At 39.5% G+C, this 12,883-nt stretch carries 16 protein-coding genes and 1 pseudogene; 9 read left to right on the forward strand and 8 right to left on the reverse strand.

Features of this window, described 5'->3' with window-relative positions; all coding sequences use genetic code 11:
* Positions 1 to 6: 6 nt before the first annotated feature.
* The 5 genes and pseudogenes from RMB03_RS01590 to msrA form a co-directional block, all read left to right on the forward strand.
* Positions 7 to 376 (forward strand): annotated as a pseudogene (locus tag RMB03_RS01590) (hypothetical protein); the annotation flags it as partial.
* A 160-nt stretch (positions 377 to 536) separates the two neighbouring features.
* Positions 537 to 1,379 (forward strand): thymidylate synthase, encoded by an 843-nt coding sequence (gene thyA, locus RMB03_RS01595; protein ID WP_311073358.1) that lies wholly within the window; start codon positions 537 to 539, stop codon positions 1,377 to 1,379.
* A gap of 44 nt (positions 1,380 to 1,423) precedes the next feature.
* On the forward strand, positions 1,424 to 1,933 hold the full coding sequence (locus RMB03_RS01600; RefSeq protein WP_003654807.1) for a dihydrofolate reductase: 510 nt from the start codon (positions 1,424 to 1,426) through the stop codon (positions 1,931 to 1,933).
* Between the two features lie 14 nt (positions 1,934 to 1,947).
* Positions 1,948 to 3,003 carry a DUF4105 domain-containing protein gene (locus RMB03_RS01605; RefSeq protein WP_311073361.1) on the forward strand — a complete coding sequence of 352 codons (1,056 nt, stop codon included), beginning with the start codon at positions 1,948 to 1,950 and terminating at the stop codon, positions 3,001 to 3,003.
* Positions 3,004 to 3,098: 95 nt separating this feature from the next.
* Positions 3,099 to 3,623 carry a peptide-methionine (S)-S-oxide reductase MsrA gene (gene msrA / locus RMB03_RS01610; protein ID WP_311073364.1) on the forward strand — a complete coding sequence of 175 codons (525 nt, stop codon included), beginning with the start codon at positions 3,099 to 3,101 and terminating at the stop codon, positions 3,621 to 3,623.
* Positions 3,624 to 3,680: 57 nt separating this feature from the next.
* Here the strand turns inward: msrA and RMB03_RS01615 are convergent, their stop codons facing one another.
* From RMB03_RS01615 to RMB03_RS01635, 5 genes are all read right to left on the reverse strand, one after another.
* Positions 3,681 to 4,085 (reverse strand): biopolymer transporter ExbD, encoded by a 405-nt coding sequence (locus RMB03_RS01615; RefSeq protein ID WP_003654800.1) that lies wholly within the window; start codon positions 4,083 to 4,085, stop codon positions 3,681 to 3,683.
* Positions 4,085 to 4,705 carry a MotA/TolQ/ExbB proton channel family protein gene (locus RMB03_RS01620; RefSeq protein ID WP_311073367.1) on the reverse strand — a complete coding sequence of 207 codons (621 nt, stop codon included), beginning with the start codon at positions 4,703 to 4,705 and terminating at the stop codon, positions 4,085 to 4,087. Before RMB03_RS01620 ends, RMB03_RS01615 begins: the two co-directional genes overlap by 1 nt.
* A 41-nt stretch (positions 4,706 to 4,746) precedes the next feature.
* Positions 4,747 to 5,496, reverse strand: coding sequence for a TonB family protein (locus RMB03_RS01625; RefSeq protein ID WP_311073369.1), 750 nt, complete (start codon positions 5,494 to 5,496; stop codon positions 4,747 to 4,749).
* 382 nt (positions 5,497 to 5,878) lie between these two features.
* Complete coding sequence (purU, locus tag RMB03_RS01630) at positions 5,879 to 6,742, reverse strand: formyltetrahydrofolate deformylase (RefSeq protein ID WP_005036989.1); 864 nt, start codon at positions 6,740 to 6,742, stop codon at positions 5,879 to 5,881.
* Positions 6,743 to 6,817: 75 nt separating this feature from the next.
* Complete coding sequence (locus RMB03_RS01635; RefSeq protein ID WP_003654791.1) at positions 6,818 to 7,510, reverse strand: TetR/AcrR family transcriptional regulator; 693 nt, start codon at positions 7,508 to 7,510, stop codon at positions 6,818 to 6,820.
* Positions 7,511 to 7,622: 112 nt separating this feature from the next.
* Between RMB03_RS01635 and RMB03_RS01640 the strand changes: the two genes are divergently transcribed.
* The 4 genes from RMB03_RS01640 to RMB03_RS01655 all read left to right on the forward strand — a co-directional run bounded on the left by RMB03_RS01640 (position 7,623) and on the right by RMB03_RS01655 (position 11,503).
* Positions 7,623 to 9,071: a coniferyl aldehyde dehydrogenase gene (locus tag RMB03_RS01640; RefSeq protein ID WP_017391314.1), complete on the forward strand. Its 1,449-nt coding sequence runs from the start codon at positions 7,623 to 7,625 to the stop codon at positions 9,069 to 9,071.
* 167 nt (positions 9,072 to 9,238) lie between these two features.
* Complete coding sequence (rpmB, locus tag RMB03_RS01645; RefSeq protein ID WP_000048256.1) at positions 9,239 to 9,475, forward strand: 50S ribosomal protein L28; 237 nt, start codon at positions 9,239 to 9,241, stop codon at positions 9,473 to 9,475.
* A gap of 12 nt (positions 9,476 to 9,487) precedes the next feature.
* Entirely contained in the window at positions 9,488 to 9,643 is a 156-nt protein-coding gene (rpmG, locus tag RMB03_RS01650; RefSeq protein ID WP_003654787.1) for a 50S ribosomal protein L33, read from the forward strand.
* A gap of 150 nt (positions 9,644 to 9,793) precedes the next feature.
* Complete coding sequence (locus tag RMB03_RS01655) at positions 9,794 to 11,503, forward strand: cation:proton antiporter (protein WP_311073384.1); 1,710 nt, start codon at positions 9,794 to 9,796, stop codon at positions 11,501 to 11,503.
* Positions 11,504 to 11,539: 36 nt separating this feature from the next.
* Here the strand turns inward: RMB03_RS01655 and RMB03_RS01660 are convergent, their stop codons facing one another.
* The 3 genes from RMB03_RS01660 to RMB03_RS01670 form a co-directional block, all read right to left on the reverse strand.
* Positions 11,540 to 11,818, reverse strand: coding sequence for a hypothetical protein (locus RMB03_RS01660; protein WP_003654767.1), 279 nt, complete (start codon positions 11,816 to 11,818; stop codon positions 11,540 to 11,542).
* Positions 11,819 to 11,930: 112 nt separating this feature from the next.
* Positions 11,931 to 12,434: a DUF6586 family protein gene (locus RMB03_RS01665; protein ID WP_003654765.1), complete on the reverse strand. Its 504-nt coding sequence runs from the start codon at positions 12,432 to 12,434 to the stop codon at positions 11,931 to 11,933.
* 81 nt (positions 12,435 to 12,515) lie between these two features.
* A complete protein-coding gene (locus RMB03_RS01670; RefSeq protein ID WP_311073388.1) occupies positions 12,516 to 12,878 on the reverse strand; it encodes an ASCH domain-containing protein in 363 nt (120 codons plus the stop codon).
* Positions 12,879 to 12,883 lie beyond the last annotated feature (5 nt).

A 12,883-nucleotide genomic window follows, 5' to 3' on the forward strand; every position in this document is an offset into this window, starting at 1 on the left:
GTTTTCATGTTGGCTTATTGGTACAACGCTCCGCGCCATATCAAACTCATCTTCATTGTTGCCGTTTGTGTGGCAGTTTACGTCGCTAATCAAATTCAGCCCTTGTCTCCTATTCATACTGTACTCAGCCTTATTTTCGGTTTTGGTTTACATGTTGGACATTACTTAAATAGCAAAATTTCAAATAACAAATCATATAAATCGAGCTTTAGACTTTTAAGCAGCATCTATCCTATTTTTATCGTTGTTATTTTGATGTATCTGCTTCCTGCTCAGCATAAATGGATTCTTGCGATACAAGCTTTAGGCTTTGTACTGGTTGGCTTCTTTCTTGTTTCGATTTATCAAAATCGCGCCAAGCGATTTGACTAATTACGTCCATTGAAATGCCATAGAACTATTTTTAGATTTTCATCTTGAGCTACAACAGGTATCATCTTCAGTGGTTCATGATGAAGCAGCTCTATTGCGTAATTATTTATCATTGAGCTATCTCCCCCTTTATTTTATGGAATTAATCCGAACTCGAGAGTGTTATGCGTGCATATTTAGACCTTCTACAACATATCCTTGATAATGGCGGTGACAAAGGCGACCGTACAGGCACAGGAACCCGTTCTGTATTTGGTCATCAAATGCGTTTTGATCTCTCTAAAGGTTTTCCTTTACTCACCACAAAAAAAGTTCACTTCCGTTCTATCGTGATTGAATTACTTTGGTTTTTAAAAGGCGACACCAACGTCCAATATCTAAAAGACAATAAAGTATCGATTTGGGATGAATGGGCTACAGCAGAACAAACTGCCCGTTTTGGCCGCCCAGAACATGAACTTGGACCGGTATATGGTCATCAATGGCGTAATTTCGGTGCAACCAAAAATGCCGATGGTACTTATAACCAAGATGGTTTTGACCAAATTAAATGGTTAATTAATGAAATCAGAACCAATCCGAATTCACGCCGTTTAATTATTTCAGGCTGGAATCCAAACGAAGCTGGACAAGTGGCTTTACCACCTTGCCACACGCTTTTTCAATTTTTCGTACAAGATAACAAATTGTCATGCCAGCTTTATCAACGTAGTGCAGACGTGTTTTTAGGCGTGCCTTTTAACATTGCCAGTTATGCTCTACTCACCCATATGATTGCTCAAGTGTGCGGTTTAGGAGTAGGTGACTTTGTTTGGACAGGCGGTGATACGCATCTTTATGTCAATCATTTTGAACAAGCACAACTTCAATTGACACGTGAACCTTTACCACTCTGCCAATTGAAACTGAATCCAGAAGTAAAAGACTTATTTGATTTCAAATTTGAAGATGTTGAAATTGTAGGTTATGAGTCACATCCTGCAATTAAAGCACCAGTTGCAGTATAACGACGACTCAAATTTCATTAGATTACGGTTTAGAGAATAAGATTATGGCATGGCAAAATGTAGAAGTTGTTCACGTTGTGGCAATGGACAAAAACCACTGTATTGGTAAAGGCAATGCGTTGCCATGGCATATTTCTGCCGACTTAAAACACTTTAAAGAAATCACTCAAGGCGGTGTAGTCGTGATGGGCCGTAAAACCCTTGAGTCTATGGGGCGTGCTCTACCCAACCGTGTGAACTGGGTGATTACCCGTGACATTAACTGGCAATTTGACGGCGTTAAAGTTGCGTATTCAATTGAAGATGCTTTAAACGCAGCTTTGGAAGATGTAAAAAATACCGAAAAGCAGGCACTGTTCATTATTGGTGGCGGTGAGATATTTAAGCAAACTTTGTCAATTGCAGACCGTCTTGAACTTACTCATGTTGACTTAGATGTGCAAGGTGATGCACATTACCCAACAATACCGAGTGAATTTCATAAAACTGCGAGTGAACAGCAAGTTGATGAAAAATCAGGAACTTCATTCGAGTTTGCTACTTATAAAAAATAATTCTATGGATGCCTATGCACAATATCGGAACACGTGAATTTATTACTGCCCTACTTTTGGGGCTATTACATAGTCTATTCACGCTGTTTATTGTGCTCTCTAGCATTTGGGTATGTGTAGCGCTCTGGGTTCAACAACCTTTGGGCTGGTTAGGCAGCCGCATACTCATTGGCATCTGGATTGCTTTTGCACTCAGTATGGCTGGCTTATATGTTGAAGGCCATATTATTAGCCGCCGTACAGACATCCTGATTTATCTTTTGGCATTTGCCTGCTCTCTCGTTTGGTATTTTTCGATTACTGCACGCCAAGACCGTGATTGGAACCCTGAAGTTGCCAATATGCTGAGCTACGAAAAGCATGGCGATGTGATTACCCTGCATAATGTTCGTAACTTCAACTGGCATCCCGATGGAACCTATGATGTTCGGTGGGAAACTCGAACTTTTGATCTTAACCAATTGAATGGCATAAACATCATTGCCTCTTACTGGATGGGACCACAAATTGCTCATACATTGGTCAGCTTTGAATTTAAGAATCAACAACCTTTAGTATTTTCAATCGAGATTCGTAAAGAAAAAACCGAAGAATTTTCGGCAATTGGTGGATTTTTTAGAAAATATGAACTTAGTCTAATTGCTTCTGATGAAAAAGATATTGTGTACACACGCAGTAACATCCGTAAAGAGCAAGTTTATAATTTTCCTATCAACATGCCACGTCGCGAGCAAAAGGCTTTATTTTTAGAATATCTAAAGAAATCCGATGAACTTCGTGCAGAGCCAAAGTGGTACAACACCCTCACTAGTAACTGCACCACCTTAATTTTTGATATGGTTCAAGCGATTAACCCCTATCAACTTCCTAAAGATTACCGTCTAATCGCTTCAGGTTACTTACCTAATTATTTATATGATCTTAAAGCACTTAATCAAACTATCAGTTTAAAACAGTGGTATCAAATTGCACACATCAACCCACGTACTGAAAATTTTGAACAGCTTTCAGATCAGAGTAGCGAACATTTCTCTCAAATCGTTCGACAAGGTTTACCAAAACCGAAATAAGTAATGCACTTTTCTTTACTTTTTTATACATGCTTTACTTTGTATTTTAAATACATAAACCCTATTGTAATAGGCAGGAAATAGAGGAAAAAACAATGCAACAGGCATTATTTGGCGGCGGCTGTTTTTGGTGCGTCGAAGCTGTATTTTTACAAATACGCGGTGTAGAAAAAGTAACTAGTGGTTACGCAGGTGGGCACACGACTAATCCTACCTACGAGCAAGTCTGCCAAGGAGATACTCAGCATGCTGAGGTGATCTTAGTAGATTTTGATGAAGAGCAAGTAACATACTCCCAGTTACTCGATGTATTCTTCGCGACTCACGATCCAACGACTTTAAATCGCCAAGGTAATGATATCGGCACGCAATATCGCTCTGTTATTTACTATTATAATGAAGAGCAAAAGCAGGCAGCGGAACATACGATTCAAACGCTAAAAGATGATGATATTGATATTGTGACTGAGTTGTCTCCTGTTCCGACGTTCTATCCAGCCGAAGAATATCATCAGAATTACTATGCAAAGAATCCTTCACAAGGTTATTGCAACTTTGCGATTCCACCTAAGTTGCTCAAGCTATATAGTAAATTCCAGCATCTTATGAAAGATCAATAAATCAAAGCAATAAAAAAGCAACCAATGAGGTTGCTTTTTTATTGAGTAAACTAAATTTTAGTTTTCACTGACAAAGGCAATATCGCTCAGTCCGGCTTCACTTGCGCGAGACATTACCTGTGCAACAGTATCGTACTTCGACTCTTTATCAGCACGAAGTTGAACTGTTGGTTTAACATCGCCTTGACCCGCTTCTTGAAAACGTTTTTGAAGCTCATCTAGGCTAATTACTTGAGTATCCCAAGCCACTTCACCATTTGCATTAATACTAATCGTAATTGCTTTTGGTGGTGGATCAATAATTTCAGCAGTTGTTTTAGGAAGCGTTAATGGAATCGATGGGTTGGCAACTGTTGCTGTGACCAAAAAGATGATCATTAACACCAACATAATGTCGATTAGCGGAATGAGGTTCATCTCATTTATGCCACTATCGTGGTCTTCACCCAATTGAAAAGCCATTAAGCTTGACCTCCAACATAACTTTGCTGTGCATTTTTAACATCAGACTTTACAGTAGAATCTTGCTGCAACATCGTGTCAATTAACAGACTGTGTGCTTGATCTTGTAAATCATGAGCAAGACCACGGTTAGCACGTACACAGATGTTATAAGCCAATACCGCAGGAATCGCAACTGCAAGACCAAGACCCGTCATAATAAGCGCTTCACCTACTGGTGTAGCCACTTGAGCCAAACCTGCTTGTCCACTTTTACCTACTGCAACAAGTGCATGGAAAATACCCCATACCGTACCAAACAAACCAACGAATGGTGCAATTGAAGCAATTGTTCCTAAAACAGAAATACCTTTCTCAGCATTGACTTTTTCAGCAGAAATTTGACGAAGTAGAGCCTGCTCTGCAACCGCTTTACGCTGCTCAAAACTTAATGGTTGTAACTTTGCTTTTAGCGAAGTGATAGCCTGAGAAAGTTGAGCATAAGCTTGTTGCTTTAATTGGCGAGTCCCCATCAAACGTAAGATGAAAACTGTCCAAGTAGCAATCGACATTGCCAATAAGATGAAATACAGGGTTTTACTCACTGCATCTGCATGTTGCCAATAGATTGAAAAGTTCATATGAACTCCTGATTAAGGTTAGCCGTGGGACTCAAATTCATTTAAGGGGTTAAATCAAAGGGTTGCTCTGCTTTAATTGGATAAGCAACCCCGTTTTCCATATAAGGTTTAAATTTCGCACCGCGAACAGCACGGACAACTTTGTCATCTAGACTTGAAATACCACTACTTCTCGTCACTCGTACATTAATAATCTTGCCTTTTTCATCGGCTTCAATCAGTACCATGACAGAGCGTGCTTCGCCTTGTAAATCTTTTGAAGAAACTGTTAAACGTGGTGAACGACTCCACTGTACACCTGAACCACCAATTGAAACTCGTTTTGGTGATGGATCTGGAGCGGGTTGAGCTTTAGGTGCTTCTTGTACTACTGGCTTTGGTTTTTCAACGACTTTTTCAGAAACAGTCGTTGTCACCACTTTGGTTTCAACTTTAGGTTCTGTCTTTACTGTTTCTTTTGGTGTTTCAGCCTTTTTCACCTGTTGAATTTTTTCCACTTTTTTCGGTGGTGTCACAGGCTTTTCAACAACTTTAACTTCTTTTACCTCTTTCTTAGGTTCCGGCTTTTTAGGCGGTTCCTTTGGTTTAGGAGGTAGTGGTTTAGGTTGCTCTTGAATTTTTACGAAACGTACCTGTAAAGGTTTCTTCTCGATTGGCTTTAATTCAGCAGGCTTAATATGGCTAACTGCCCATAAGACCCCGATATGACCAATTGCAACTGCAATTAGTGCTGTGATGACTTTCTTTTTCATCGGATTGGGAGAGTTTAAGGCTGCGGAAGATTGACTCATAAGAATCTAATTACCTAATGGATGATGATTTCAGCTTTCTATTTATAGAAACGATTTCAAACATCGGATAGAACAATAAAGTGCCACAATAATAAATGAGAAGTGTTTTCATTTGCAACTATTTTTTGAGAAAATCATCTGTGCTATGTCACCCATTTGTATCTATTAAGTGTCTTTGCTTTAGTTTTCTCATAGTTACATCAGTGTTGATCACTTGCTCATCATTCACTTAATCAAACTTATATTGCTTGAATAACTTCATATTGAACAAAACCAATACTATCACAAACCAACTCAATTATTGATATGTTATATCATTTCATTAATATTTTAAATATAAAAAAAACACGCATAAAGCGTGCTTTTTTAAGATAGCGGTTATTTAAAAAACAACAGTCTTATTACCATCAACAATAATACGGTCTTCTAAATGCCACTTCACTGCGCGAGCCAATACATTACGCTCTACATCTTCACCAAGCTCACGTAATTGTTCAACATTATAGTCATGACTCACACGCTCAACGTCTTGCTCAATAATTGGACCTTGGTCAAGGTCAGCAGTCACATAGTGAGCTGTCGCACCAATCAACTTCACACCTTTTTCATAAGCTTGCTTATATGGGTTAGCCCCCACAAAAGCTGGTAAGAAAGAATGGTGAATATTGATGATTTTCATTTCCCATTTCGCAACAAAATCTTCACTTAAAATCTGCATGTAACGTGCAAGAACCAATAAATCGTTGCCTTGCATCATTTCATCAATTTGCGCATAAGCTTCAGCTTTATTGTCTTTGGTGACTTTAATTACAGTAAATGGAATCCCGAAGTTTTCAACAGATTCACGTAAATCTTCATGATTTGAAATAACATGAGTAATTTCACAATGTAACGAACCACGTGCATGACGCCATAACAATTCAAGCAATGCATGGTCAACTTTAGAAACTAAAATACCAACTTTTTTAACATCGTTTACGAAAGCAAGACGCCATTGCATGCCATAACGCTCAGCAACGTTCGCAGCAAAAGTCTGGATTAAGGCATCTTTACGCGACTGTAAGTGGTCAAGTTCAAATTCAACACGCATGAAATAACGTCCGCCCTGAGCTTCCGTCGCATACTGATCAAGCGCGGTAATGTTTGCACCTTGGTGATACAAAAAGCTCGATACCGCTTGTACGATCCCTGGCTTGTCTTCACAAGTAATCAGTAAACGGGCTGTATTGGCAGTGGTCATATTCATTTGGTTAATATCACTTAATTGAGATAAATTTTTTAATAGGCCGAGTATTCTAGCGCCCTAAATAAACAAGCACAACTATTCGTCTTTTAAGGACGATAAGCTAGCAAATAGATCTGAAGGGCCAAGAGATTCAAGCAACTGCTCATAAGTTGCTCGGCTTTCACCCATAAGATAAGGGCCTTCAAGGAAAACCATTTGGCGTAATGCTTGCCAAACCCATTTTTCTTCTAAATGGTTATTGTCACTAATATGACCAGACATATACAAAAAGTTTGTCCAGTTTGTTAATACAATCCAGAGGTTAATAATGAGTGCTTCAATTTCTGACGCTGTCATTTTCATAAGACCTGCATCTACAAAGGCTTGATAAATTCTTTGCCCCTGCTGCATGACCTGCCCTGCAAAACGTGGATAAATCTTTTTAAAGTCTTCGTTACTTTCAACTAAATGATAAACATCGCGATGAATAAAACGGTAACTCCATAACTGTCCACTGAGCACTTGAAAATAGTTGATTTTATCATTGGTCGTTAATGGTCTATCGTCAGGTAAAGAAAGTACTTCCAAAGTCTCGGCCTGATATTGATACATCAATTCCTTAATAATTTCATGCTTGTTCCGGAAATGATAATACAAGTTCCCGGGACTGATACCTAACTCCGCAGCAATATGATTGGTTGTAACCGACCGTTCACCTCGCTCGTTAAAAAGCTGCAAACTGATTTGTAAAATCCGGTCTTTTGTCTTCAGAGCTTTAGGTTGAGACATTTTAATAACCTTTAATAATTCAAATGGTTAAGACTTGAACACATAAACTGACTTGACTATTTAGAGTATTTACTCTAAAAAATAAACATATCAATGTATTTGGTAAGTACCGATGAACAGTCAAACAAAAACAAATCCAGAGACTCAGCTTCCTTATGATGTTAAGCATTTACATGACTTGCTTGAACATCAAAAGCTTGCTTATTTACGTCATCCGGTACCCACTGCTAAAGAGCGTATTGATCGTTTAGCTCGTCTTAAAAGAGTCTTGGTAAAATATCAAGATCAGATTGCCGACGCAATTAACCTTGATTATGGCAATCGTGCAGTTATGGAAACAAAAATTGGTGAGTTACTCACCAGTTTGGAACAAATCAAATATTACAGCAAACATCTGACAGCGTGGATGAAACCTTCAAAACGCCATATCAGTGTATTACATCAACCAGCAAAAGGTTGGGTACAATATCAACCTATGGGTGTAATTGGTATTATTACACCATGGAACTACCCATTGCTGCTTTCAGTTGGACCATTAATCTGTGCGTTGGCAGCGGGCAACCATGCCATGATCAAGATTTCTAGTGCCTCTCCAAATTTTGGGCGAGTCCTTGAAAGTGTATTAGCAGAAGCATTCCCACAAGAATTAGTTGCTGTAGTAAATGGTGGTGGCGTTATTTCAGATGCTTTTAGTCATTTGCCTTTTGACAAAATGATTTTCACAGGCTCAACTTCTGTTGGTAAAACAGTGATGGCAGCCGCAGCTCAAAACCTAGTTCCAGTGATTCTTGAGTTAGGCGGAAAATCCCCTGCACTTGTGCATGCATCTATGGATATGAAAGATGTGGCTCAACGTATTGCTGTAGGTAAATTATGGAATGCAGGACAAACTTGTGTTGCACCTGACCATATTTTCTTACCGCGCGGAAAAACTGCTGAGTTCATCGAAAACTTTAAATTGATTGTGGCTGGTATGTACCCACATTTCCGCAATAATCAAGATTACACTTCTATTATTAATGACAAGCAATACAACCGTATTCAGGGTTACCTTGAAAATGCCCGCGATCAAGGTGCTCGTATTGTGGAAATTAACCCACAAAATGAAATTTTAGATGATGTCCGTAAAATTGCACCGACTTTAGTTACAGGCGTAACGACTGCAATGGATATTATGCAAAATGAAATTTTTGGTCCCGTTCTACCAATTTTAGAATATGATCAAATAGAAGAAGTCATCGAATTTATTAATAGTCGTCCACGTCCTTTAGCCATGTATTATTTCGACTATGATCAGGCGCGTGCTGATTATGTTGCGCAGCACACCCACTCAGGACATTTCGGAATCAACATGGTCATTACCCATGTGGCTCAGGATGATTTACCCTTTGGAGGAATTGGCGCATCAGGTATGGGTAAATATCACGGACCAGAGGGCTTTTTCAGTCTTTCTCATGAACGTTCGGTGATGTCAAATCCAAAACTTTATAGTCTTAAATACATTCTTCCACCGTTCAATAAGCCCATTCATCGTTTCATTTCGAAAACCTTGTTGCGCTAACTGATCAAGGCATGATCTGTTATACTAAATCATGCCTCGTTTTTACCAATTCCGCTTGTCTTTTAATCGTATTTTTGGTATAAAACGCCCCTTGAATGAATTCATCCGTTTACATTTAGTATGACTGGCCACAGATTTGCTGTTGGCTGAATCAATGGAGTTACACCATGTCTAAGGTTTGCCAAGTTACCGGCAAGCGTCCAGTCGTTGGTAACAACGTCTCACACGCCAACAACAAAACCAAGCGCCGGTTCGAGCCGAACCTGCACCACCACCGTTTCTGGTTAGAAAGCGAAAAACGTTTTGTACGTCTTCGTTTAACCACTAAAGGTATGCGTATTATTGACAAATTGGGTATCGAAAAGGTTGTTGCAGACCTTCGTGCTCAAGGTCAAAAAATCTAAGGAGTCTGAACAATGCGTGATAAGATTCGTCTCGTTTCTACAGCTGGTACAGGTTATTTCTATACCACGACTAAAAACAAACGTACTATGCCGGAAAAAATGGAAATCAAAAAATTTGATCCAAAAATCCGTCAACACGTGATTTTCAAAGAAGCTAAAATCAAATAATTTTAGCCTCGAAAAAAACGACTTCACAATGAGGTCGTTTTTTTTTGCATTTTTTTTATACCTGGCTTTTTTTTGTTAAACTTTCCACATATTTCGCCTTGGCATTTTTTATGCTTGTCTTTAGCCTAACTCACGTAAAAGGAGTTTTTAGTGCCGCATGACGTAGATTTAATTGTTTTACTTGCTGTTGGTTTCGGTGTTGCCCTCTTCTTTGGTTATCTTGCAGCCCGATTACGACTTCCCCCTCTTATCGGCTATTTAATTGCCGGAATTATTATTAGTCCAAATACACCCGGCATAGAAGCTGATATGCATCTTGCTAACCAGCTTGCAGAACTCGGGGTCATGTTCCTGATGTTTGGTGTAGGTATGCACTTTTCATTAAATGACCTATTGCTCGTTCGCCGTATTGCTGTACCAGGCGCGATTTTACAAATTGCGGTCGCCACTCTATTGGGAGTTGGCGTATCCATGCTATGGGGCTGGAGCTTTGGTTCTGCACTCGTTTTTGGCTTAAGTCTGTCATGTGCGAGTACTGTTGTATTATTAAAAGCTTTAGGAGACCGAGGTCTTTTAGATTCAGTCAACGGCAAAATTGCTGTGGGTTGGCTGTTAGTCGAAGATTTAGTCATGGTACTTGTTTTAGTACTCCTTCCAGCTACAGCAGTTTTACTCGGCGGGAAAGCACCAGCAGGTGCAGATGGTAATATTTGTTTAACCCTTGGGCTCACTTTATTAAAAGTAGTTGGCTTTATTGCCTTTATGCTAATTGTAGGTAAACGCGTTGTTCCTATTATTATGCAGTTTGTTGCTCGTTTAGGTTCAAGAGAGTTATTTACCCTGACCGTTGTTGCGGCTGCTGTTTCAATTGCCTACGGGTCTTATGCCATTTTTGGGGTTTCAATGGCATTAGGGGCTTTCTTTGCGGGGATGGTTGTTAAAGAGTCAGACTTTAGCCACCGCGCAGAAGAAGAAACGCTTCCATTACGCGAAATTTTCTCAATTCTGTTTTTTGTCTCTGTGGGAATGCTTTTTGACCCACATATTCTTGTTGAACGTCCGCTACATATTTTGGCCGTTATCGCCATTATTATGGTAGGTAAAACACTTGCTGCAATGGCTTTGGTTTTATTCTTTCGCTATCCACTTAATACAGCCCTTACAGTTGGCGCGAGTTTGGCCCAAATTGGTGAGTTCTCATTTATTTTAGCAACTCTCGGTGTCTCATTAGGTTTATTAACTTTAGAAGCACAAAACCTGATTCTAGCTGGTGCTTTATTTTCAATTACGCTGAACTCTTTTATATTCTCTGCAATTGAACCAGTACAACGCTGGATTCGTGAGCGCTCTCACTTAGCTCGGCTTCTTGAACGTAGTGGTGACCCATTAGCAATGTTACCTGATGAAGTTGATCAAGCTTATTTACGCGATCAGGTCGTCATTGTGGGATACGGCGGTGTCGGACGACGTATCACTGAAAATTTAATTAATGAAAATATTAAAGTCGTTATTGCCGAAGAGAATCGTGAAATCGTAGAAAAACTGCGTAACTCGAATATTGCAGCAGTCAGTGGTGTGGCGACTGAGCCAAGTGTTTTAATTCAAGCACATATCATGCATGCACGGCTCTTGGTGATTTCACCTATGGATATTCTAGATATTCACCGTATTGTGGCGATTGCTAAGCAATTAAACCCTCAAATTCAGGTGTTAATTTGCGCAGAAAGTAAAGAAGAAGCGGCTATCATTCGAGATGAGAATATTGGTGAAGTGTTCTATGCTAAAGAGGAAATGGCAAAGAATATGAGCCATCATATAGTAAATCAGATCGAGCTTGCCCATCAGTCAACTATTCATTAACTGATATAAAAAGCGTACTCAAGAGTACGCTTTTTATTAGCTCAAGAATTTAGGCTGTTCGTCTACTACCTCAGCCTGCCACTCATTTACCTGCTTCTCAAGCAGTCCAAACAATGCAGCCTGAATCATATGTTGGGCAACCACAGGTGTTTGTTCACCTAAGATTGCTTTTACTTCATCACTAAATTGAATTTTGACCAAGGGTTCATTCTCAGAACCGGCATTACGCAAGGCAAGTTCACCACCTTCGAGTTGGACTAATTCCAACACTGCTTCTTGATTTCCAAATAACTCTTTCAATTGCTGTATAGACATATACTTCCTCCATGTTTCAACATGGTGGCAAAGCACCCTTGCACTTTGCATCTCTTGTCTTATTTATATAGGCACATCCACACTAAATTTCAAGCACTAGGACAGTTTAATTTTAGAACTCGACCATTTCATTACGAAAACCATCAATTAAATGGGTTAATTCTCGATGCCATTCACGCAAAATTTTGACATCAGGCAACCAAGATTGAGGACCTTGAGTTACTTTGATAATCAGGTTAGAGGATGTCTCTTCTTCAGGGGTCGGCTCTTTTGGTTCCGGCGCATATTGGCACATACGATAAGCTCGCTTTAACTCAGCAACGAAACCATCTTTTGCCAATTGCTGCAAAACAGAGACTTCAGGAGAAACCTGCCCTTTTGCCGCCATATGTTCCTCAATAGATTTTAAGGTAGGTTGTAAATCATTTAAACGATAATAACGTACCAATTCTTGCAAGAAAGCTAACATTGCACCATGTAGGTGGAATACAGCTGCTTCACGGTGAGCTTGTATCTGCTGCACATGATCGGTCTGTTCAGCCTGTTGACACGCTAAGCGCGCAAAATAGAGCTTCTGATTGGTACGATCGGCATGATAACGAGCAACACGTGACATAACTAAACTTTCCTGTTTTAAAATCGCTATTGCAACAGCTAATCTTTAGCTTAACGACTCCATTAATAAAATCAACGTTATTTATGGTAAATCCAGCTCAACTTGATAAATTTTACGTTTAGCTAAAGTTTTTAAAGGCTGGCTTATAGGACGAACATTACTTAAAACCCAAGCAAAATATCCCTCGCTCCAAGCAGTTGCACATGCTGGCTCAATTTCATCATTTCGCCAAGCATGAATAGAGTCGATATCAACCAAAACGACAGCAACTCCCTCTTCTTCATCAGTATCTTTGACCAAAAAATTTTGGTTCTCGACAATTAATAGATCTTTGATTGGTAGTTTTGTAGGTACCCATGAACGCACTTCAAGTGTTTTTATACCTTCAGCGATACGAGTACCATTTGGCGCGACAATCGAAAGAGCTAAAAACTGTCTTTTCACACTGA

Origin of the sequence: Acinetobacter sp. V91_7, from assembly GCF_031799075.1 — a bacterium.
In the GTDB taxonomy this organism is placed as follows: Bacteria; Pseudomonadota; Gammaproteobacteria; order Pseudomonadales; family Moraxellaceae; genus Acinetobacter; species Acinetobacter calcoaceticus.